Annotated in this window: 21 protein-coding genes and 1 pseudogene; 10 read left to right on the forward strand and 12 right to left on the reverse strand. The window is 73.1% G+C overall.

What is annotated here, in order from left to right; all coding sequences use genetic code 11:
• Window positions 1–107: 107 nt before the first annotated feature.
• A pseudogene (locus ACIBFB_RS19130) lies at window positions 108–848 on the forward strand (lysylphosphatidylglycerol synthase domain-containing protein); the annotation flags it as partial.
• A gap of 27 nt (window positions 849–875) precedes the next feature.
• Here the strand turns inward: ACIBFB_RS19130 and ACIBFB_RS19135 are convergent.
• Entirely contained in the window at window positions 876–1,652 is a 777-nt protein-coding gene (locus ACIBFB_RS19135) for a creatininase family protein (RefSeq protein WP_397231863.1), read from the reverse strand.
• A 98-nt stretch (window positions 1,653–1,750) separates the two neighbouring features.
• Between ACIBFB_RS19135 and ACIBFB_RS19140 the strand changes: the two genes are divergently transcribed.
• The 5 genes from ACIBFB_RS19140 to ACIBFB_RS19160 all read left to right on the forward strand — a co-directional run bounded on the left by ACIBFB_RS19140 (window position 1,751) and on the right by ACIBFB_RS19160 (window position 4,967).
• A complete protein-coding gene (locus tag ACIBFB_RS19140) occupies window positions 1,751–2,341 on the forward strand; it encodes an HAD family hydrolase (protein WP_397232052.1) in 591 nt (196 codons plus the stop codon).
• A gap of 118 nt (window positions 2,342–2,459) precedes the next feature.
• Window positions 2,460–3,119: a hypothetical protein gene (locus ACIBFB_RS19145; RefSeq protein WP_397231865.1), complete on the forward strand. Its 660-nt coding sequence runs from the start codon at window positions 2,460–2,462 to the stop codon at window positions 3,117–3,119.
• A 129-nt stretch (window positions 3,120–3,248) separates the two neighbouring features.
• Window positions 3,249–3,455, forward strand: coding sequence for a DUF5988 family protein (locus ACIBFB_RS19150; RefSeq protein WP_397231867.1), 207 nt, complete (start codon window positions 3,249–3,251; stop codon window positions 3,453–3,455).
• An 86-nt stretch (window positions 3,456–3,541) separates the two neighbouring features.
• Entirely contained in the window at window positions 3,542–4,540 is a 999-nt protein-coding gene (locus tag ACIBFB_RS19155) for a GNAT family N-acetyltransferase (RefSeq protein ID WP_397231869.1), read from the forward strand.
• A 79-nt stretch (window positions 4,541–4,619) separates the two neighbouring features.
• On the forward strand, window positions 4,620–4,967 hold the full coding sequence (locus ACIBFB_RS19160; protein WP_397231871.1) for a DUF3817 domain-containing protein: 348 nt from the start codon (window positions 4,620–4,622) through the stop codon (window positions 4,965–4,967).
• Window positions 4,968–5,067: 100 nt separating this feature from the next.
• Here ACIBFB_RS19160 and ACIBFB_RS19165 read toward each other — a convergent pair whose 3' ends face one another.
• The 6 genes from ACIBFB_RS19165 to ACIBFB_RS19190 all read right to left on the reverse strand — a co-directional run bounded on the left by ACIBFB_RS19165 (window position 5,068) and on the right by ACIBFB_RS19190 (window position 10,333).
• Window positions 5,068–5,826, reverse strand: coding sequence for a Crp/Fnr family transcriptional regulator (locus ACIBFB_RS19165; protein ID WP_397231873.1), 759 nt, complete (start codon window positions 5,824–5,826; stop codon window positions 5,068–5,070).
• A gap of 92 nt (window positions 5,827–5,918) precedes the next feature.
• On the reverse strand, window positions 5,919–6,902 hold the full coding sequence (locus ACIBFB_RS19170; RefSeq protein ID WP_397231875.1) for an ABC transporter substrate-binding protein: 984 nt from the start codon (window positions 6,900–6,902) through the stop codon (window positions 5,919–5,921).
• Window positions 6,903–6,950: 48 nt separating this feature from the next.
• A complete protein-coding gene (locus ACIBFB_RS19175) occupies window positions 6,951–7,742 on the reverse strand; it encodes an ABC transporter ATP-binding protein (protein WP_397231877.1) in 792 nt (263 codons plus the stop codon).
• A complete protein-coding gene (locus ACIBFB_RS19180; RefSeq protein WP_397231879.1) occupies window positions 7,739–8,572 on the reverse strand; it encodes an ABC transporter permease in 834 nt (277 codons plus the stop codon). The genes ACIBFB_RS19175 and ACIBFB_RS19180 overlap by 4 nt, the downstream gene beginning before the upstream one ends.
• Entirely contained in the window at window positions 8,569–9,420 is an 852-nt protein-coding gene (locus ACIBFB_RS19185) for an ABC transporter permease (RefSeq protein WP_397231881.1), read from the reverse strand. Before ACIBFB_RS19185 ends, ACIBFB_RS19180 begins: the two co-directional genes overlap by 4 nt.
• A gap of 364 nt (window positions 9,421–9,784) precedes the next feature.
• Window positions 9,785–10,333, reverse strand: coding sequence for a flavin reductase family protein (locus ACIBFB_RS19190; protein ID WP_397231883.1), 549 nt, complete (start codon window positions 10,331–10,333; stop codon window positions 9,785–9,787).
• A gap of 157 nt (window positions 10,334–10,490) precedes the next feature.
• Between ACIBFB_RS19190 and ACIBFB_RS19195 the strand changes: the two genes are divergently transcribed.
• From ACIBFB_RS19195 to ACIBFB_RS19205, 3 genes are read left to right on the forward strand one after another with little or no spacing between them, the layout of a single operon-like run.
• The gene (locus tag ACIBFB_RS19195) at window positions 10,491–11,564 is read left to right on the forward strand and encodes an LLM class flavin-dependent oxidoreductase (protein ID WP_397231885.1); all 1,074 of its coding nucleotides are present in this window, start codon (window positions 10,491–10,493) and stop codon (window positions 11,562–11,564) included.
• Window positions 11,564–12,130 carry a YceI family protein gene (locus ACIBFB_RS19200; RefSeq protein ID WP_397231887.1) on the forward strand — a complete coding sequence of 189 codons (567 nt, stop codon included), beginning with the start codon at window positions 11,564–11,566 and terminating at the stop codon, window positions 12,128–12,130. Before ACIBFB_RS19195 ends, ACIBFB_RS19200 begins: the two co-directional genes overlap by 1 nt.
• Window positions 12,127–12,603 carry an ester cyclase gene (locus ACIBFB_RS19205; protein ID WP_397231889.1) on the forward strand — a complete coding sequence of 159 codons (477 nt, stop codon included), beginning with the start codon at window positions 12,127–12,129 and terminating at the stop codon, window positions 12,601–12,603. The genes ACIBFB_RS19200 and ACIBFB_RS19205 overlap by 4 nt, the downstream gene beginning before the upstream one ends.
• Window positions 12,604–12,693: 90 nt before the next feature.
• On the opposite strand, the gene ACIBFB_RS19210 is transcribed toward ACIBFB_RS19205, so the two are convergent.
• Window positions 12,694–13,944: a dihydrolipoamide acetyltransferase family protein gene (locus ACIBFB_RS19210; RefSeq protein ID WP_397231891.1), complete on the reverse strand. Its 1,251-nt coding sequence runs from the start codon at window positions 13,942–13,944 to the stop codon at window positions 12,694–12,696.
• Window position 13,945: 1 nt separating this feature from the next.
• Window positions 13,946–16,117, reverse strand: coding sequence for a thiamine pyrophosphate-dependent enzyme (locus tag ACIBFB_RS19215; protein ID WP_397231893.1), 2,172 nt, complete (start codon window positions 16,115–16,117; stop codon window positions 13,946–13,948).
• Window positions 16,118–16,237: 120 nt separating this feature from the next.
• Between ACIBFB_RS19215 and ACIBFB_RS19220 the strand changes: the two genes are divergently transcribed.
• Window positions 16,238–16,732, forward strand: a complete 495-nt coding sequence (locus ACIBFB_RS19220; protein ID WP_397231895.1) for a VOC family protein — start codon at window positions 16,238–16,240, stop codon at window positions 16,730–16,732.
• 40 nt (window positions 16,733–16,772) lie between these two features.
• On the opposite strand, the gene ACIBFB_RS19225 is transcribed toward ACIBFB_RS19220, so the two are convergent.
• The 3 genes from ACIBFB_RS19225 to ACIBFB_RS19235 are packed head-to-tail and all read right to left on the reverse strand — an operon-like array spanning window position 16,773 to window position 20,367.
• Window positions 16,773–18,200 carry an NAD-dependent succinate-semialdehyde dehydrogenase gene (locus ACIBFB_RS19225; protein WP_397231897.1) on the reverse strand — a complete coding sequence of 476 codons (1,428 nt, stop codon included), beginning with the start codon at window positions 18,198–18,200 and terminating at the stop codon, window positions 16,773–16,775.
• A gap of 14 nt (window positions 18,201–18,214) precedes the next feature.
• The gene (locus tag ACIBFB_RS19230; protein WP_397231899.1) at window positions 18,215–19,453 is read right to left on the reverse strand and encodes a M24 family metallopeptidase; all 1,239 of its coding nucleotides are present in this window, start codon (window positions 19,451–19,453) and stop codon (window positions 18,215–18,217) included.
• Window positions 19,450–20,367: an NAD(P)-dependent oxidoreductase gene (locus ACIBFB_RS19235; protein WP_397231901.1), complete on the reverse strand. Its 918-nt coding sequence runs from the start codon at window positions 20,365–20,367 to the stop codon at window positions 19,450–19,452. The genes ACIBFB_RS19230 and ACIBFB_RS19235 overlap by 4 nt, the downstream gene beginning before the upstream one ends.
• Window positions 20,368–20,420: the final 53 nt, after the last annotated feature.

Raw genomic sequence — 20,420 nt, forward strand, 5'->3', positions numbered from 1 at the left:
AGCCCAATCGAACCCCACGGCATTCCAGCGGCCGACGGCGCACGCACGCACGGCTGTGGACGGGGTGGCTGCGGGCCCTCGTGGGGGCGGCGATCCTGGCGGGCGTCGTGTGGTGGTTCCCCGCCGGGGCGTTCACGTCCGCGTTCGCGGTGGTGGACGCCGGTGCGGTGCTGGTCGCCCTGGCCGTGGGCGCGTACACGACCGTGCTGAGCGCGGCGCGCTGGTGGGTGGTGGCGCGCGGGGTCGGGCTGCGGCTGCCGTTCACCCGGGCGGTCGGGGACTACTACCGCGCCGTCTTCCTCAACGCCGTGCTGCCCGCCGGAGTGCTGGGCGACGTCCACCGGGCGGTCAGCCACGGCCGGTACGCGGGAGACGTGGGGCGCGGGGTGCGCGCGGTCGTCCTGGAGCGTGTGGCGGGCCAGGTCGTCCTGGTCGCGACCGGTGCGGGGCTGCTGTTCGCCCTCCCGGCGGCGCTGTTCGGGCCGGGGATGCGGGCGGTCGGCGTCTCGGCCGGGGTGCTCGGGGCCGCCGCGGCGCTGGTCGGCGCGGGGCTGGTGCTGGGCCGGGGGCGGCGTCCCCGATGGTGGCGCGTGCTGCGGGACACCGCGGCGGACGCGCGGGCGGGGGTGCTGGCCCGGGGCGCGGAGGTCGTGGGACTGTCGGCGGCGGCGCTGGCCGGTCACGTGGGCCTGTTCGTGTTCGCCACCTCCGTCGCGGGGGTGTCGGCCCCCGTGGCCCAGGTGGCGCCGCTGGTGGTGCTCTCCCTGCTCGCGATGAGCCTGCCGGTGAACGTGGGCGGGTGGGGGCCGCGCGAGGCGGTGGCGGCGCTGGCGTTCGGGGCCGCCGGACTCGGCGCCGAACAGGGCGTGACGGCGTCAGTCGTCTACGGGCTGCTGGCGCTCGTGGCGGGGCTGCCCGGCGCGGCGGTCATCGTCGTGCGGGTGGTCGGACGCCGCCGCGTCCAGGGCGGCCAGGTGCCCGGTGAGGTTCGCGACGAGGGCGGCGAGCAGCCTGCGGCCCTTGTCGGCCGTGGCCAGTGAGGGACGGCCGACCACGCCGGTGGGCGTGTAGGGGGCCAGGCCCAGCGTGGGCATGTGGTCGCGGGCGCCGGTGACGTGGTCGGCGCGGCCGGGGCGGACCAGGTGCGGACAGGCGTGCAGCAGGACCGAGGTCTCCAACTCCCCCGCGTGCATGTCGGTGTCGTTGTCGGTGGTCATCCCGGCGGCCGTCCGTGCCGCCTCCCACTCGTGCGCCTGGGGGAACAGCGCCATGGCGCCGCGGGACTCCTGGACGACGTTGGCCAGGACGTGGTTGCCGCCGTGGCCGTTGACCAGGACGAGCGGGGTGCCGCCGAGCGAGGCGGCGATGTCGGTGACCACGGCGTGCAGGGTGCGCGCGGAGATGCTGACGGTGCCCGGCCAGGCGGCGTGCTCCTGGGAGCAGGAGACGGTGACGGGCGGCAGGAGGCGCACGGGGTGGGCGCGGGCGAGTTCGCGTGCCAGGACGCAGGCGATGACGGTGTCGGTCACCAGGGGCAGGTGGGGGCCGTGCTGTTCGAGGCTGCCGACGGGCAGCAGGGCCGCGCGGGCGTCGCGTCCGCCCTCCTCCGCGGTGGTGGTCAGCGGCAGGAGCGAGAGCATCAGGTCGTCCATGGGCCCCAGTATCGCGGTCGGACCGCTCTCGGGGACGGCCGGGCGCGGCGCTAGGGTGGGCGGATCCGATCCGACGGGAGGTCCCATCCTTGGACGCCGTGCTGTTCGACATGTTCGGGGTGATCGCCCGTGACCAGTCCCCCGAGGGGCGTGCGGCCCTGGAGCGGGAGGCCGGGGCGGCCGGGGCGGACTTCTGGGACGCGTACTGGCGTCCGCGCCAGGCCTACGACCGGGGCGACCTCGACGGACCCGCGTACTGGAAGGCGGTGGCCGAGCACCTCGGGGCGGACTTCGACGGGCGGCGGGTGCGGCGGCTGCTCGCGCTGGACGTGGAGAGTTGGTCGCGCGTCGACGAGGAGATGGTCGCCTACGTGGCGGACCTGGCCGCCACGGGGACCCGGCTCGGGCTGCTGTCCAACATCCCGGCGGAGATCGCCGACTTCTTCGGGCGACGGCACGCCCGGGTGTTGGAGCCCTTCTCGGTGGTCGGCCTGTCCAGCCGCATCCACCGTGCCAAGCCGGAACCCGCGGCCTTCGCGTGGGCCGTGGAGCGGCTGGCGGTGCCCGCCGCGCGAGTGCTGTTCGTGGACGACCGCCAGGCCAACGTCGACGCGGCGGTCCGCCTGGGGTTGGCGGCGCACCGGTTCACCTCCCTGCGTGCGTTGCGGGAGCGCGTCCTGGAGGGATGAATAAACCGCAGACCACGTGACGGCCAACAGTCTTCCTTCATGCCGTCGACGTGCTCGCGATCCGCGCCCACCCCCGTGTATAACGTTTTGTAATCAATCCCATACGGAGGGTGTAATCGTGGTTCGCTTCACCACCGCTGCCGCGACGGGCCTCGCCGCCTGCGCGCTGACCCTGTCCATCGCCACCCCGGCCCAGGCCGCGGAGGGCACGCTGACCTTCGAGGTCATCGACTGGAGCCAGCTCAAGACCAACGAGCACGTCATCACCGACGCCAAGCCCGGCTCCTGCCACAACCTGCCGGAGGAGGTGCTCGAGGAGGCGAAGAACACGGAGTTCCACCGGTTCACGAACAACACCGAGTCGCCGGTCATCCTGATCCGGAACTCCTGTGACCAGTTCGAGACCAACGGCCGGGCGCAGGCCGTCGAGTTCGTCAGCGCGGGCGACACGATCCGCGAGCTGGACCCCGCGGTGAAGGCTCTGCTCGTCCTGCAGAACCCCGCCGACGCGGCGGAGGCGGCCGAGGCCGCGGAGACCGGGGACACCATCCAGGTGACCCCGAACGAGGCCGCGCCCGCCGAGGCGGGAGAGGCCACGCCGGCCAAGCCCGGCAAGCCCGGCAAGCCCGCCGACGCGGCGGAGGCGGCCCAGCCCGCGGAGGCGGCTGAGGCCGCCCCGGCGGAGAACGCGGAGGCGGCGCCCGCCGAGGCCGCCGAGGCCGCTCCGGGCCAGTCGCCCGCCGCCCCGGCCGACGCGGCCCCCATGGGCCGCCGGTAGGCACCGCGCCGAACACACCCGTGCCCCGTCGAATCCCGGCGGGGCACGGGTGTGTCCGCCTCCTCCCGCCTGGGTAAAGGCGGCGGCGCGGTGCGTGACAGGCCCCGGGGCACGTGCGAGTCTGAACGTATGGACGAGACACACAAGGCGGTCCTGGAAGGCGGGCCGAAGGACCTTCCGCAGCGGGTCGTGCCCGCGCCGCGCGCGGGCGACGAGGTCAAGATCCCGTTCCGCGGCGGCTACGAGCACTTCAGCGCCACCGCGCGGCACCGGTACACCGACGAGGGGGACCTGCCCGTCTACGAGTGGACCTCGCGCACGGAGATGGCCTCCTAGTCGGTGTTCCGGGGACGCCGGGCCGCGACCGGCGTCCCCGGAAAAGGGTTCGACGGCGCGGCCGAGTCCTGGCACAGTGGCGCAGCATGACGAACTCCGAGCGCTTGACCGCCGCGGACGTACGGCTCATGCAGGGTCTGGCCCAGCGTGTCACCGCCACCCGACCCGAACTGGTGAACAGCGACGCGACGTTCGGCGAGCTGGCCTGGAACTGGGGCGCGGGGCACGCCCGCGCGGGCGCGGGGTGGCGGCGCCGACTGTGGTTCTCCAACGGGGACCTCGTGGCGTGGGGCTGGGCCCGTCTTCCGCACCGGGTGAGGCGGAGCGACGGGTCGGTGAAGGACGTCACCACCGCCTACCTGTCCTGTCAGGTCCATCCCGACCACGCCGGGCTGATCGACGACGTGATCGACTGGTACGACCGCACGGCGGCGGGCATCGAGCGCACGGTGCTGCCCAGCGCCGCCGACGCGTTCGCTCTGCGGCGATGGGCGGCGCACGGCTACCGGACCGACCCGGCCTCGCTCGGCGACACCGGGCACTGGACGCAGTTCAACGAGCGGGACCTCACCGACGTGGAGGAACCCGTCCTGCCGGAGGGGTTCCGGTTCCGCACCGCCGACGAGGCCGGGCCGGAGGCCGCGGTCCAGGCCCATCTGGACGCCTGGGCCCCCTCGGCGTACTCGGCCGAGGCCTACCGGGGCGTCCGGGGGACGGAGGGTTACCGCGGCGACCTGCACATCCTGGTGGAGGCGCCGGACGGGACGATGGCGTCCTCGACGATCATGTGGCTCGACGAAGCGAACGGGACCGCTGAGTTCGAGCCGGTCGGCACGCATCCGGACTACCGGCGGATGGGGCTGGCCAGGGCGATGCTCCTGCACGGCATGCGTGTGGCGCGGGCGGCCGGGGCCGCCCACGCGACGGTCGCGTGTCTGGGCGCGCCGGGGCACCCGGAGGCGCGCGGGCTGTACCACGGTGTCGGGTTCCGGGAACTGACGCGGGACGCGCCGCTCGTCGCGTCCGCGGACTCTGGTCGAGGGACCGCCGCCGGTCGACCCGGACCCGCGGCACCGCTCCCGTGAGGGTGGCCTAGCCTGGGACCGGTCCCGGCGCCCGGCGCCGGGATCTCGTGTGTCCAGTGAAGAGACCCCGGGGAACAGAGTGAGCATCCAACCGCGTACGACAGCGACGGCCTTCCGCGTGGTGGCGGTGGTCGAAGCCGTGACCTGGGCCGGTCTCCTGGTCGGCATGGGCTTCAAGTACCTGGGCGGCGGCAGCGAGGTCGGCGTGCACGTGTTCGGGCCGCTGCACGGCGGCGCGTTCATGCTGTACGTGGCGTTGACCGTGGCCGCCGCGCTGCATCTCCGCTGGGGGATCTGGCCGACCCTGGTCGCGTTGGCCGCCTCCGTGCCTCCCCTGGGGACGCTGCCCGCGGAGTGGTGGCTGCGCCGCACCGGGCGCCTGGACCGGCCGCGCGAGGCCGGGCGGACGCCCGAGCCGGTCGCCTGACCGTCGGCGTGTCCGCCCGCGACCCCGCGGTCGCACACCGCTTCGCCGAGGACATCGGGGAGCCGGAGTCCTACACCCAGCTGAAGAACGTGCACGTCCGCTACGGGGACTGACTCCGGTAGCGCACCGGCAGGACCGAGGGGCGCCGGTGCGCGGTCTCGGGGCGGTACCTGGCCCGTCGGGTGAGCGCCGCGGGGTCGAGCACGACGAACTCCTCGCCGTCGCGCTCGATCCAGCCGCGGCGCGAGAAGTCGACCAGGACCTGGTTGACCCTCTCGCGCGAGGCGCGCAGGTGGTGTGCCAGTTCGTCCTGGCGCAGGTCCAGGGCGAACCGCAGTCCCTCGGAGGTCCTGCGGCCGAACCGGGCGGCGTGTTCCACCAGCGCCCGCGCCACCCTGGTCGCCACGTCCGCCCCCGAGGAGTCCTCCAACCGGTCGTTCATCCGGCGCACGCGTTCGGCGAGCAGGGACATCATCCGCAGGGACGCGGCCGGGTTCCGCCGCAGCCAGTCGAGCAGCGCGGGCGCCGGGATCCGCACCACGGCCGAGTCCCGCACCACGGTGGCGTCGGCGTGCCGGGGTGCGCCGTCGAAGGCGGTCAGCTCCCCCAGGAGCTCTCCCGGTCCGACCATGGTGGACAGGATCTCCGTGCCGTCCAGCCCGGGGCGGGTGACCTTGACCTTGCCGCTCAGGAGGAGGTACACGCACCCGCCCGGCTCGCCCTCCGAGAACAGGCGGGTGCCCCGTCGGTGCAGGCGGGTGCGCGCCAGCCGCAGGAAGTCGTCCACCGCCCGTTCCGGGAGACCGGACAGCAGCGGTGTCGCGCACAGGTCGGCTCGTGTGGGGACGTTCGGCGACACGGGTATCACCGGGGACCTCTCCTCCGTGGTCGTGCGGGGTGTTCGGGCCGACCGCGGGTGTCCCGCCCGCGGGCGCGGGCGGGACACCGCCCTCATTCCCCGTCGGGGACGATGTAGTCGCCGATGTCGATCGGCTCGTCGACCATCCCGTACTCGAGCATGGCGTCCGCGATCCGCTGGACCTCGGGTTCGATCGCGGCCACGTCCGCCGCCTCCATGAAGATGTTGATGATCACCTCGTCCGCGATCTCGGCGTCCACGGTGGTGAACTCCGGCAGTTCGGTGCGCACCTCCTCGGGGTTGCTGTTGGCGTAGGCGGTGCCGCGCATCAGCGCCCGCCGGAACGCGGCCAGCGCCCCGGCGTTCTCCTGGGCGAACTCCTCCGACACGACGTAGCCGCCGACGGCGTAGCCCTCCAGCTCACCGCTGGAGGTGTCGTACACCGACCGGGCGCCCAGCTCGTTGATCATCAGGGTCCGGAACGGGTCGCTGGTACAGGTCGCGGCGACCTCCCCGGCCTCCAGCACGTTGGGGTGCTCGGGCGGGGAGACCGGGGTGACCTCGATCGCGTCGACCGGCAGCCCCTCCGCCGCCAGGGCCGAGCGGAGGTTGAGGATGCAGATGGTCGCGGGCGACAGGACCGCCACCGTCTCTCCCCGCAGGTCCGCCACGCTCTCGGCGTCGGAGTCCTCGGGCACGAGGACCTGCTGGGATCCGGCGACCGCCACGTCGGTGACGGCCACCAGGCGGATGTCGATCCCCTCGTTGTAGGCGGTCAGTCCGCCCACGACGTTGGTCCAGGCCATGTCGACCTGTCCCCCGGCGACGGCCTCGACCGTGCTGCCCGCGCCCAGGTCGATGTCGGCCTCGACGGTCAGCCCCTCCTCCTCGAAGAAGCCCTGGGCGATGGCCACGTGCAGGGCCACGTTGCTGACGTTGGCCGGATTGCTGATGGTGATGGTCGTGTCCTCGTCTCCGGACGCGGGAGCGTCGGAACCGCCGGCGCAGGCGGTGGTGAGGAGGAGTCCGCCGGCCGCGGCGAGGACGCCGAGGCGCGGGGGTCGTGGGGCGATCATGGTCGTGTTACCTCCAGAGGGGTCGGGGTTCGCGTACGTTGGCGGAGTTCACGAGGGTGTACCGCTGCCGAGGGCCGCCGCGTCCCTGATCTGCTGGGCGACGGAGCTGCGCAGGCGCACGAACTCGGGGAGGGACCGGGTGTTGATCTGGTCGCGCTCGTCCGACAGGTCCACGCCGATCTCCGACAGGACCGCCCCGGGAGACCCGCGCAGGACGATCACGCGGTCGGCGAGGTAGACCGCCTCGTCGATGTCGTGGGTGACGAACAGGATCGTCATGCCGAACTCCCGGTGCACGGCCCGGGTGAGGTCCTCCAGCTCGGACCGGGTCTGGGCGTCGACCGAGGCGAAGGGTTCGTCCATCAGCAGCATCCGGGGCCGGTAGGCGAGCGCCCGCGCGATCGCGACGCGCTGCTGCATGCCTCCGGAGAGCTGCCAGGGGTACTGCCTGGTCTTGCCCGCCAGCCCCACCGCGGCCAGCGACGACTCCACCCGTTCCCGACGTTCGTCCCTGGTCAGGCCCAGGGTGCGCAGGGGGAACTCCACGTTGCGCCCGACGCGCATCCACGGGAAGAGCGAGCGCGAGTAGTCCTGGAAGACGACGGCCAGTCCCTCAGGGACCCCGGTGACCTCCTCGCCGAGGAGCGAGACCCGGCCGGCGGTCGGCTCCACGAGCCCGGCCACGCACTTGAGCAGCGTGGTCTTGCCGCAGCCCGACGGACCGACGATCGACAGCAGTTCGCCTTCCCCGACCTCGAAGGACACCTCCCTCAAAGCGGTGTGGGCGGGTGATCCGCGGTCGTAGACCTTGGTGAGGTCTGCGACCTCGAGCGTGCTCATCCGGTGCCTCCCAGGGAGATCTCGCGGTGCCAGCCGAGAACGCGGTGCTCGACGGCGAGGAACAGGACGTTGAGCAGGTAGCCGAGGAGTCCGAGCAGGACGATGGCCGCCCACAGGTCGAGGATCTGGAACGTGCGCTGGGCGTTGATGAGGAAGTGGCCCAGCCCGTCGCGGGCGAGCAGCCACTCGGAGAGCACCATGAGGATCAGCGACAGGGACAGGGTCACCCGCATGCCCGCCGCGATCTTGGGCCCCGCCGCGGGGATGACGATGTGGAGGAGCTGCCGGCCCACGGGGATGTGGAAGGCCCTGGCCGTGTCGTGGTAGGCGGGGTCGACGGACCGCACACCCTGCATGGTGTTGAGCAGGACCGGCCAGATGCAGCCGAACGCGATCAGTCCGACCCGCATGGCGTCCCCCGCGCCGAACAGCAGCAGGAAGAGCGGGACGATCGCGGGCTTGGGCAGGGAGCGCATGAAGTTGACCGGGGGATCGAGGTATCCCGCGGCGCTCAGCCACCGGCCCGCGGTGATCCCCACGGCCACCCCGACGGCCGCGCCGAGCAGCCAGCCGGTGAGCGCCCTGGCCACGCTGGGCCCGGCGTCGGCCCAGAACCGGTCGGTGAGCAGGGCTCCCGCCAGGGGGCCGCTGAACCACAGCTCCACGACCCGGCCGACGATCAGCGAGGGCGGGGGGAAGAACAGGGACGGGTGGGCCGTGGTCGCCCACTGCCACAGCGCCAGGACCGCGGCCGTGGGCACGACGCGGATCGCGATGCCGCGCGCGTGCGCCAGCGCGTTCGCGGGGGTCGTCACCGCTGTGCTGGTCACGGGGTCGCTCCTCGGTCGCTCCAGGCCACGAGCCGGGACGTGGCCGCCGTGGTGAGCCAGTTCATGAGGAAACCGAGCACACCGGCCAGGACGACCGCGGCGAACACGGTGTCGGCGTTGAACCCGCCGTAGCTGGCCCGCAGGATGAAGTAGCCCACGCCGTCGTAGGTGCCGACCGCGATCTCGGCGGCGATGACGACGGTCAGGCCGGTGGCCAGCGCGACGCGCAGGCCGGTGAGCATCAGGGGCACCGCGCTGGGCAGGACCACGCTCCGCCACGTCATCAGGGTCGGGACGCGGAAGCTGCGGGCGGTCTCCACCGCGACCCGGTCGACGGACCGCACGCCGTACATGGTGTTGAACAGCAGCGGCCAGACCGTCACGAAGACCACGATGGTCACCTTCATCTCCAGGCCCTGGCCCATGACCAGGACCAGCAGCGGGATGACCGCGATGCCGGGGACGGAGCGCAGCGAGTCGACCATCGGCGCGCACGCCCTGGCCATGGCCTGGTAGGAGCCGAGCAGCAGCCCCAGGGGAACAGCGATCACGGCGGCCAGCGCCAGTCCCAGGAGCAGGGACGCCAGGGTCGCCCAGACCTCGACGAGGAAGGACGGGTCGACGAGCAGTTCCAGGGCGCGGGGCAGGATCACGGTGGCCGGGGGCAGGAGCCGCGGGTCGACGACCTCCAGCCGCGCGAAGCCCTCGAAGGCGAGTGCGACGGCCGCTGCCCCGGCCACGCCGCGCAGGACCGAGGTCAGGCCCCGGCGTGCCGCTCCCGGCGCCGTCCGCCTGCGCTTGCGGGACTGGAGGCCGGACGCGGACCGCAGCGTGGTGGAGGCGCTCATGCCGTCACCACCGGTCCGACCGGTTCGGGGGGGCACGGACACCGCTCCGGGGCGGACCGCCGTGTTCGCCCCGTCGAGCGGCGGACGGGGAGGTAGAGGACGCGCATCCAGGATGCCAACTCCTTCGCCTGGTCGTACCGACCGCGCCCGCTCCGGGTGAAGCCCGGAGAACGTGACGCAATCGATTGCTTAAGACGAGAGTGTTGTACCTCACATGTCGCTGGTCAAGGGTGCTGTGCAGTCTGTAACGCGCTCTTGACCCGCTACCTCCCCCTCGGGATCTGCCTGGATACACAGAGAAGGCCCCATCCGACTGGAGGATGGAGCCTCAGATGCGTGCCGATGTCTCTGCAATCGATTTCGATCAGTCCTCCGGAAACCCGGCATAGCGCCGACGGTGGTACAGCAGCGGGGCCGCGTCCGGCCGGTGCTCGCCCCCGACGATCAGGCCGACGACGATCGTGTGGTCGCCGCCGCCGAGTTCCTCGTACACCTCGCACACCGCGTGGGCGACCACGCCCTCGGTGAGGACGGGCACCCCGCGCGGACCCGGCCGCCACGCCACCCCGGCGAACCGGTCGGGACCGCGCCCGGCGAACCGGTCCGAGAGCCGGTCCGCCCCGGCGCCGAGGACGTTCACACAGAACGTCCCGTGCCCGAGCAGATGCCTGAGCGTCTGTGACCGGCGTCCGATGCACGTCAACAGCAGCGGGGGCGAACAGGACAGACCGCACACCGCGCCGGAGGTCATACCGACCGGCCGACCCTCCCCGTCCAGGGACGTCACCACCGTGACCCCGGTCGGCAGCGAACCGACCACCGATTTGAACAGCGCCTCGCCGACCCCGTACCCGGCCAGGTTGACGGCCGGGGCCATCGACATGCAGTCCACGAATTCCGTTGAGCTCGTCATGCCGCCCATCGTCCGTTCGCGGCATCCTCCGGACAAGCCGCTGTGCAGTTTCGAACACGGTCGCGCCCGCGGCGGCCGTGTGCAGGTTTGCACACGCCGTTGACCCCCCGCCCGCCTCCGGCGGACGCTGCCCACACCGTCACGACAAGGAGCTGCCATGCGGTTTTCGATCTACCTGAACGCCCAGTCCCCCGGCCCCGACCACGATCTCGACGTGATCGAGGCGGTCACCGAACAGGCCCTGCGCGCCGACCGCAGCGGGTTCGCCGGGATCTGCCTGACCGAACACCACTTCACCGGCTACAACACGTACGGAAACCCGTTCACCTTCGGCGCCTACCTGGCGCCGCAACTGCGCGACGCCTACGTCGTGCTGTCCGTCGCCGTCCCCGCCCTCTGGCACCCCCTGAACTTCGCCGAGGCGTGCAACACGCTGGACCTGCTCACCCGGGGCCGGTGCGTGATCGGCGTGGGCACCGGCGGGTCGCCCCAGGAGTACAAGGGCCTGGGCCGCGACCCCGAGCAGCGCGGCCCCATGATGCAGGAGGTCCTGGACGTGGCGGGCGAGGCCCTGGCCAAGACTCTCGAGGACCCGGACCTGGAGTACGAGACCACGCACTCCCGGGGGGTGCTGACCCGGCGTGTGATGCCCGCCGCCTTCACACCCGGAGGACCGCGCTTCGGCCGGGCCAGCCTGTCCGACGAGGGGGTGCTCTACGCAGCCGAGCGGGGCTGGGTCCTCATGACCGCGCGGGACTCGGCCGCCGAGATCGGCCGCAAGTGGTCCCTCTACCACAAGGCCCTGCAGGAGGCCGGGCACGACGCCGAGACGGTCCGCTTCGCCCGCGAGTGGTCGATGGTGCAGAAGATGGTCTACGTCGCCGAGTCCGACGAGGCCGCCCGGCGCGACGTCGCCGGACCGCTCGACTACCTGGCCGAGCAGTCCAGGCGGACGTTCGGGGGCGGCGCGGAGGGCGCCGGGTTCAAGAACAGCGTCGTCGGGGTCTCTCCCGTGGACCGCGAGGCCTTCGTCGACAGGGCGATGATCGTCGGCGGACCCGACACGGTGGCGTCGGCGATCGCCGAGTACCGGGCCCAGGGGGTGGAGCACATGACGCTGGTGTTCCTCTACGGGCAGATGGACCCCGCGCTGGCCGACGCCTCCCTGGACCGGTTCGTCAGGGACGTCATGCCGCGGTTCGCGGGCCCGTCGGGGAACGGGGGGCGGTGATGGCGGCCACCGGCACAGCTACCCCCCTGAGTCCGGGCATCTGGACGATCGACGCCGCCCACTCCCTGGTGGGGTTCTCCGTCCGGCACATGACCGTCGCGCGCGTGCACGGGCGCTTCCTGGCGTTCGACGGCCGGGTGACGGTGCCCCCGGACGACCCGTTCGGCGCCACGGTCTCCACCGCCGTCGACGTCGCCAGCGTCTCCTCGGGTCACCCCATGCGGGACGACCTGATCCGCTCGCCCGACTTCCTCGACGCCGCGGCCCATCCGGTGATGGCGTTCGCCTCGCGTCCGGTCGAACTCGTCGGCGGAGACCGCTTCCGGGTCCCCGGCGACCTGACGATCAGGGGGGCCACCCGCCCGGTCGTGCTCGACGCCGTCTTCGGCGGACAGGTCGAGCACCGGGGCGCCGTACGGGCGGGCTTCTCCGCCACTGCGGTGATCCGTCGCAGGGAGTTCGGAGTGACCTGGTCGGGCGTCATGGACACCGGCGGCGCCGTCGTCTCCGACGAGGTGCGGATCACCCTGGAGGTCGAGCTCGTGCGGATGGAGGGAGCGGCGTGAACCGCGACCGCGGCCTGGTCGGGGCCGTTCCGCCGTTGCCGCCCCCGCCCGCCTCCTACACCGACCGGGAGCGGGCCAACATCGACCTGGTCCTGGCGCTGCGCGCCGCCCCCTTCGAGGAGCGCCGCCGGTACACGCATCCGGACATGCGCCGGCACCGCAACGGGTTCGGTCACCTGGCGCACGCGTACGCCGCGCGTGCCGAGGGGCCGGGGTACACCGCGTCGACCATCTCCGACCGGGTGGACACCGTCGAGGACGTCATCGCCAAGGACGACCGGGTCTGGGCGGTGTGGACGCTGCGCGGAACGCACACCGGCCCGCTCTTCGGGATCCCGGCGACCGGGCGCAGGGTGGAGGTCCTGGAGGTCGGCATCTGGCGGATCGAGGACGGGCTGGTCGCCGAGGCCTGGTTCTTCGGGGACGAACTGGGACTGCTGCGTCAGATCGGCGCCGTGCCCGGCGCCGGGTAGGCCGGATCGGGGCCGCGGGAGGAGCGCGCGGCCCCGGAACGGGCCGGAGGGGCCGCGGTGCGACCGCGGCCCCTCGCGGTGTCCGACCGGTCAGAGGAGGATGCGCAGCGGGTTCTCCAGCAGGTCCAGGAAGGCCCGCATCCACCGGGCCGCGGCCACCCCGTCCACCGGCCGGTGGTCCGCGGACAGCGTGCACCGCATGACGGTGCCGGCCACCACCGCGCCGTCCTCGACGACCGGCTCCCGGCGGGCGGCCCCCACGGCCAGGATCGCGGCGTGCGGCGGGTTGATGATCGCGGCGAACTCCTCGGTCCCGAACATCCCCAGATTGGTGACGGTGAGCGTCCCGCCCTCCAGTTCGTCCTGGCGCAGCCGTCCCGCGGACGCCCGGTCGGTCAGGTCCCGCACGGCCGCGGCGACCGCCCCCACCGACCGGTGGTCCACGTCGCGGAGCACGGGGGCGACCAGGCCCGCGTCCGTGGCGACGGCCACCGCGACGTCGGCGCTGGAATGCACGCGCGTCGCGGTGTCGGTCCAGGTCGTGTTGAGGCCGGGTTCCAGGACCAGCGCCCGTGCGGCGGCCTTGACCACCAGGTCGTTGACCGAGACGCGCGTCCCCGCCCCCTCGGCGTTGAGCCGCTCGCGCAACGCCGTCAGGCGGTCCACCCGCGCCGTGCCGCGCAGGTAGAAGTGCGGCGCGGTCCGTTTGCTCTCGGTCAGGCGGGCGGCGGCGGCGCGGCGCAGGCGCGTGTGGGGGATCTCGGTGTAGGCCGCCGCGGGGGTCGGCGCCGCCGGAGGAGCGGCCACCGGGGGTGCGGCCGACGCGGCCTCCGCCGTCCGCGCGCTCCTCGTCGTCTCGACGGCCGCCTCCACGTCCGCGCGCCGGATCCGGCCGCGCGGACCCGAACCGTCGACCTCGGACAACGCGATCCCGGCCTCCCGGGCGATCCGGCGCGCGAGCGGGCTGGCGAACACCCGGGCCCCGGCCTCCGCTCCGGCGCCGTGTCCGGATTCCGGTCCCGCGGGGGCCGCCTTCGGCCCGGGCGCCTCGCCGCGGACCGCCGCCTCGTCCGGGAACGTGTCCGGGGCGGGCGCCTGCTCCCCCACCGCTCCCACGACGGCGATCGGCTCACCCGGCCGGACCCTGGTCCCGGCCGGAACCAGCGCCCTCAACAGGACGCCGTCGCCCTCCGCCTCCACGTCGACCACGGCCTTGTCCGTCTCGACGGTCGCGACCGCCTCCCCCGCGGTCACCGCCCCGCCCTCGGCGACCACCCACTCCTGGAGCACCAGCTCCGCCGTGTCCGCGGCGATCCGCGGCATGCGCACCACGTCGGCCATGTCAGTACCCCAGGATCTCGGTCAGCGCGGCGGAGACCTCGTCGCCCCCGGCGACGGCCGCCCGCTCCAGCACCGCGCTGATGCTGGGCGAGGCCTCCCCTCCCGTCACCCGCTGGACGGGCTGGTCCAGCCAGTCGAAGTAGCGGCGCTGGATCTCGTCGGCCAGCCAGCCGCCGTAGGAGGTGCCCAGGGCGCCCTGCTCGGCGATGAGCACGTTGTTGGTCTTGCGGATGCTCGCGCCGACCGTCTCCCAGTCCAGGCTCGCCCGGTCCAGCCAGCGCAGGTCGATCACCTCGGCGTCCACGTCGCCGAGCGCGTCCAGGACCGTTCCGGTCATCGCCAGGTAGGTCAGCACCGTGATCTGGGACCCCGTGCGGCGGACCGCCGCCCGCCCGATCGGCAGGCAGTAGTCGAGATCGTCGGCGGGCCCCTCGCCGACCGCGTCGTACAGGTCGGTGTGCTCCAGGACGACCACCGGGTCCTGGCAGCGCAGGGCGCTGTTGAGCACGCCCACGTAGTCGAAGGGGGTGGAGGGCGCGGCGACGCGCCATCCGGCGGCGGTGGCGAAGATCCCCGCCGGGTCCATGGAGTGCTGCGATCCGTACCCGGTCCCCGTCGCGACCTTGCTGCGGAGGACGAACGGGACCGCGCCCGTGCCGCCGAACATGTGGCGGGCCTTGCCGATCTGGTTGAACAGCTGGTCGGCCGCCACCCACATGAAGTCCGCGTACATGAACTCCACGATCGGACGGAACCGCCCGTCGAGCGCGATCCCCCCGCCGAGCCCGGTGAAGGCGTTCTCGCTGATCGGGGTGCCCAGAACGCGGTCCGGGTAGGCGTCCTTGAGCCCGCGGGTGGCGCCGTTGGTGCCGCCGTTGAGCCGGTGCACGTCCTCGCCCAGGACGACGACGCCCGGGTCGGTCTCCATCCGCCGCGCGGTGACCCTGGCGATGGCCTCGACCATCCGGTACTCGGCGATGTCGCCGGTGAAGTCGGCGCGCTCGGCGAACCGCGCTCCCGCGAACTCGCCGAGGTCGCCGCGCACCCCGACGTCGGCGAAGGCGGGGTCGGGCCACTCGGCGGGGCGGATGCGCCGCTGACCGGGCCGGCCGCCCGGCAGCGGTTCGAGGAGTTCGCCGCCGAGGCCGGCCATGAGCGCCGCGGCGCGTTCCACCGCGGCGTCCGCCTCGGCCGCCGTGAGCAGGCCGCGCCGTTCCAGGTGGGCCCGGACCCGGGCGATGGGGTCCCGGTCCCGCCACGCGCGTTCCTCCTTCTTGGTGCGGTATCCGAAGGCGCTGCCGGGAAAGGACCCGTTCTGGTGGAAGTACCGGTAGACGTCGGCCTCGACCAGGGTCGGGCCGCGGCCCGCGCGCATGTGGGCCACCGCCTCGGCCATGGCGGCGTGGACCGCGAGGGGGTCCATCCCGTCGACCTTCCAACTGGGGATCCCGAATCCGGGGCCGCGCCCCGACAGCCGCGGCTCCCCCGTCGCCTCGTCGACTGCGGTGGAGACGGCGTACCCGTTGTTCTCGACGAAGAAGCACAGCGGCAGCCGCCAGGCCGCGGCGAGGTTGAGGGTCTCCAGCGTGGAACCGATGTTGATCGCGCCGTCCCCGAAGTAGGTGACCGCGACCGCGTCGGTCCCGGCCTGCCGGTGGGCCCACGCCGATCCGGCGGCGAGGGGGACGCCTCCGCCGACGATGGCGTTGGTGCCGATCGCGCCGGCCTCGTGCCACTGCAGGTGCATGGAACCGCCGCGGCCGTGGCTGAAGCCGCGGTCGAGCCCGCAGATCTCGGCGAGGGTCCTCAGGAGGAGGGCGCGGACGGCGTCGGAGGGGTCCTTGCGCGGGTCGACGCCCTCCGGTTCGAGGTGGGCGAGCGCCTTGGCCAGGAACTGGTGGTGGCCGCGGTGCGACCCGTTCACGGTGTCCGCGCCGGTCAGGGCCAGGACGGAGCCGACCGCCCCGCCCTCCTGGCCGATGCTGGAGTGCACCGGTCCGTGGACCAGGCCGTCGCGGGACAGTTCCAGGAGGTACTCCTCGAACGCCCTGATCAGGACGAGGTGGCCGAGCATCGTCATGAGCAGGTCCGGGTCGGCCCCGTCCCAGTCCTCGTCGCCGGCCGTGATCCGCACCCAGGGCGCGGCGGGCTCCAGTGGGTGTCGTTCCGTCATGATTCCTCCTTGAAATCGATTGCGCAACCAGGTGGACCTGTGCCAGGGTTCCGGTGACCGGCCGGCGGGAGCCGCGCCGTCGGCCGGAGGAGGCCGTGGATCCGAACGAAGGGGAGCGCGATGCTGCCAGGACTGACCGGCGTCGACCACGTCGGCTTCACCGTGCCCGACCTGGAGGAGGCGCGGATCTTCCTGCAGGACGTGCTCGGCTGCGAGTACCTGTACACGCTCGGCCCGTTCCGGGACGACGACGGAGACTGGATGGCCACCAGGCTCAACGTGCATCCCCGGACCGTCATGCGCGAACTGCACTTCTTCCGCTGCGGCGACCAGGCGGTCTTCGAGGTCTTCGAGTACCAGGCGCCCGACCAGGCCCGTTCCGTGCCGCGCAACAGCGACGTCGGCGGCCACCACGTCGCCCTGCGCGTGGACGACATCGACGCCGCCGCCGCCCATCTGAGGAGTCGGGGCGTGCGGGTCCTCGACGGACCGAACCCCAGCCGGGGCCCGGTCCGGGGCAAGCGCTGGGTGTACTTCCTCGCCCCGTGGGGTATGCAGTTCGAGCTGGTCTCCTACCCGCCCGGCTCGGACCGAGGCCCCGCCGGGCGGGCCTGAACCCGAGGGCGCCGAAGGCCCGCCTCCGGCGCCCCGCGCCTCACCAGTCCACCGCGACGTACCGCGGCTCCAGGTAGTCGAGCATGCCCTCGTGTCCTCCCTCCCTGCCGACACCGCTCTGCTTGACCCCGCCGAAGGGCGCGGCCGGGTCGCTCACCAGACCGCGGTTGAGCCCGACCATGCCGGACTCGATCCGCTCGGCCAGGCGGAGCCCGCGCGCCATGTCGCCGGTGTAGACGTAGGAGACGAGCCCGTACTCGGTGTCGTTGGCCATCCGGACCGCCTCGTCCTCGGTGCCGAAGGCGACGATCGGCGCCACCGGCCCGAAGATCTCCTCCCTGAGCAGCGGCGCGTCCTCGGGAACGTCCGCCACCACGGTCGGCTCGTAGAAGAAGCCGGGCCGGTCGGGCCGCCCGCCGCCGGCGAGGGTCCTGGCCCCGGCCCGGACGGCGTCCCGGACGAGCCGGTCGACCTTCGTCACCGCCTCCCGGTTCACCAGGGGCCCCACCTGCGTGTCCGGATCGGTGCCGGGGCCCACGACCAGGGCCGACATGCGTTCGGCGAGGGCGCGCCCGAACGCGTCGGCGACCGGCGCCTGGACGTAGAAGCGGTTGGCCGCCGTGCACGCCTCACCCGCGTTGCGCATCTTGGCGACCATCGCGCCCTCGACCGCGGCCTCCAGGTCCGCGTCGGCGAAGACCAGGAACGGAGCGTTCCCGCCCAGTTCCATCGAGGTGTTGACGACGCGGTCGGCGGCCTCGCGGAGCAGAACCCGCCCCACCTCGGTGGAACCGGTGAAGGAGAGCTTCCGGACGCGGGGGTCGCGCAGCATCGCGGAGACCACCTCGCCGGAGTGCCGGGAGGGGAGGACGTTGACCACGCCGTCCGGCACGCCCGCCTCCTCCAGCAGCCCGCCGACGGCCAGCGCGGTCAGCGGGGTGTCGCTCGCCGGTTTGAGGACCACCGTGCAGCCCGCCGCCAGCGCCGGGCCGATCTTGCGGGTGGCCATCGCGGCGGGGAAGTTCCAGGGCGTGACCAGGACGCACACGCCGACGGGCCTGCGCAGCACGAGGATCCGGTGGGCCCCCGAGGGCGCCGTGGTCACCTCCCCGGAGGCGCGCACGGCCTCCTCCGAGTACCAGCGGAAGAACTCCGCCGCGTAGGAGACCTCGGCACGCGCGTCCGCGAGCGCCTTGCCGCTCTCCAGACTGATCAGCGCCGCCAGCTGCTCGGAGCGCTGCTCCATCAGCTCGAAGGCCCGGCGCAGGATCTCCCCCCGCTGCCGCGGAGGCGTCGCCGCCCAGGGTTCGGCGGCCGCGGCCGCCGCGTCGACCGCGGCCAGGGCGTCTGGGACGGTGCCGTCGGCCACGGTCGCGACCTCGTGCCCGGAGGCGGGGTCCACCACGCCGAACCGTCCACCGTCGCTGGCCGGGACCCGTTTCCCGGCGATGCGGAGTTCCGTGAGCATGGATGCCCTTTCCTTCAGTAGGCGTTGGCGACGACGAGGTCCTGGGCGGGGAAGAGGGTGAGGACGCGGCAGCCGTCCTCGGTGACCACGACCTCCTCCTCGATCCGCGCGGCGGAGAACCCGTCGTCGGCGGGACAGTACGTCTCCAGCGCGAAGACCATCCCGGCCCGGAGCTCGACCGGTTCGCGCGGACTGTTGAGCCGGGAGATGACCGGCCGCTCGTGCAGTCCGAGCCCGAGCCCGTGGCCGAACTGGAGGCCGAAGGCGGCCATCTCGTTCTCGAAGCCGAAGTCGGCGGCGGCGGGCCAGACCCCGGCCACCTGATCGGTCCCCACCCCCGGTTTGACCATGGCGATGGAGGCGTCCATCCACGCGCGGGCACGGCGGTAGGCGTCGCGCTGGCTGCGCGTGGCGGATCCGACCCCGAACGTGCGGTAGTAGCAGGTCCGGTAGCCGTTGTAGGAGTGGATGATGTCGAAGAACGCCTGGTCGCCGGGGCGGATCAACCGGTCGGAGAAGTTGTGCGGGTGCGGGTTGCACCGCTCCCCGCTGACCGCGTTGACCGCCTCGACCTGGTCGGAGCCCATCTCGTAGAGCCGCTTGTTGACCAGCGCCACGATCTCGTTCTCCCGGACGCCCGGTCTGAGCGCCTCCACGACGTCGTGGTAGACGCCGTCGACCATCGCCGCCGCCTGGGTGAGCAGGGTGATCTCGTCGGGGGACTTGATCTCGCGGGCGTCGAGCATGAACTGCTGGGCGTCCACGACGTGCAGGCCCTGGCGGTGCATCTCGAACAGGAACGGCGGTTCGACGATGTCCACGCCGACGGGGGCGTCGGCCGCTCCGGCCTCCTCCAACAGTCCGCGGATCTGGCGGACCGCGTCCTCCATCAGACCGGCGGTGGGCGCGATGGCGCCCCGGAGGCCGAGCATCCCGGCGTGGCAGTCCTCCGGGTCGAGCCACGGGCTGTGCAGGCGGTGGTGCCGGGCGGCGGAGCCGAAGTCCCACAGTCTGGGTCCGCCGTCCCGGGTGAGCAGGGCGTACCGGGTCATCTTGTCGCCCAGCGCCCCGCCGATCCAGGTCTGCGTGGTGTAGCGGATGTTGTAGAAGTCGAACAGCAGGAAGGCTCCGCAGCCGCTGCTCTCCAACGCCGCCCTGGCCCTGCCCCACCGGTGGGCGCGCAGCCGGTCGAAGTCGACGCGCTGCTCGTAGTCGACGGCCATGTGGCCGGGTGCGGCCAGGGGCGCGCTCACGACCGGGCCAGCCCGTCGTCGACGGCGACGCCCTCGGGATCCAGTTCCAGGCCCGAGGCGGCGGCCTGGAGGTCGAGCAGGATCGCGAAGTCCTCGTCCACCCGACCGCTGCCGACGCTGGCCTGGACGAGCTGGGCGGTGGCGGCGGTGAGGGGCATGGGCACGTCCAGGCTCCGGGCCGCCGCCAGCCCCAGGTCGAAGTCCTTGCGCAGAAGGACCGGGGTGAACGTGGGGGTGTAGTCGACGTTGACGAAGGCGGGCGTCTTGTAGCGGGTGAACACCGAGCCCATGACGCTGTTGTTGAGGAAGTCGAGGAAGGCGTGGCGCGGCACGCCGCCCTTCTCGGCCAGCACGGTGATCTCGGCCATGCACTGGGTGACCACGCCGAGCATGAGGTTGTGCGCGATCTTGACCAGGCGGGCCTCGTCCCCCTCCCCGACATGGGCCACCGCCCGGCCGATGTGCCCCAGCAGGTGGGACACCGCCTCGTAGGTCCGCCGGGGGCCCGAGGCCACGAGGCTGAGCCCGCCCGACTCCACCACCTTGGCGTTGCCGCTGACCGGAGCGGCGAGGAACTCCACGCCGTGCCCGCGGCACCGGACGCGCACGGCCGCGGACGCCTCCGGGGAGATCGTGGAGCAGTCGACCACGATCCCGGGCGTGCGCTCGCCCCCCAGGAGCGTGTCCAGCACCTCCTCCAGGTCGGCCGAGGTCGACACCATGGTGAAGACGACGCCGCGGTCGCGCAGGTCGGCGATGGAGCCCACCACCGCCGCACCGTGCTCCCGCAGGGGTTCGGCCTTGGCGGCGGTGCGGTTCCAGACGGCGAGGTCCACCCCCGCCCGGGCCAGGCGCGCGGCCATGGCCAGGCCCATCCTGCCGGTTCCGATCCAGCCGACTCGTGCGTCCGTCATCAGGTACCCGCCTTCTCCACGGTCGTTCCGGCGATCCCGTGTCGGATCGCACC

Origin of the sequence: Nocardiopsis sp. NPDC050513 (assembly GCF_044457925.1) — a bacterium.
Taxonomy (GTDB): Bacteria; Actinomycetota; Actinomycetes; order Streptosporangiales; family Streptosporangiaceae; genus Nocardiopsis.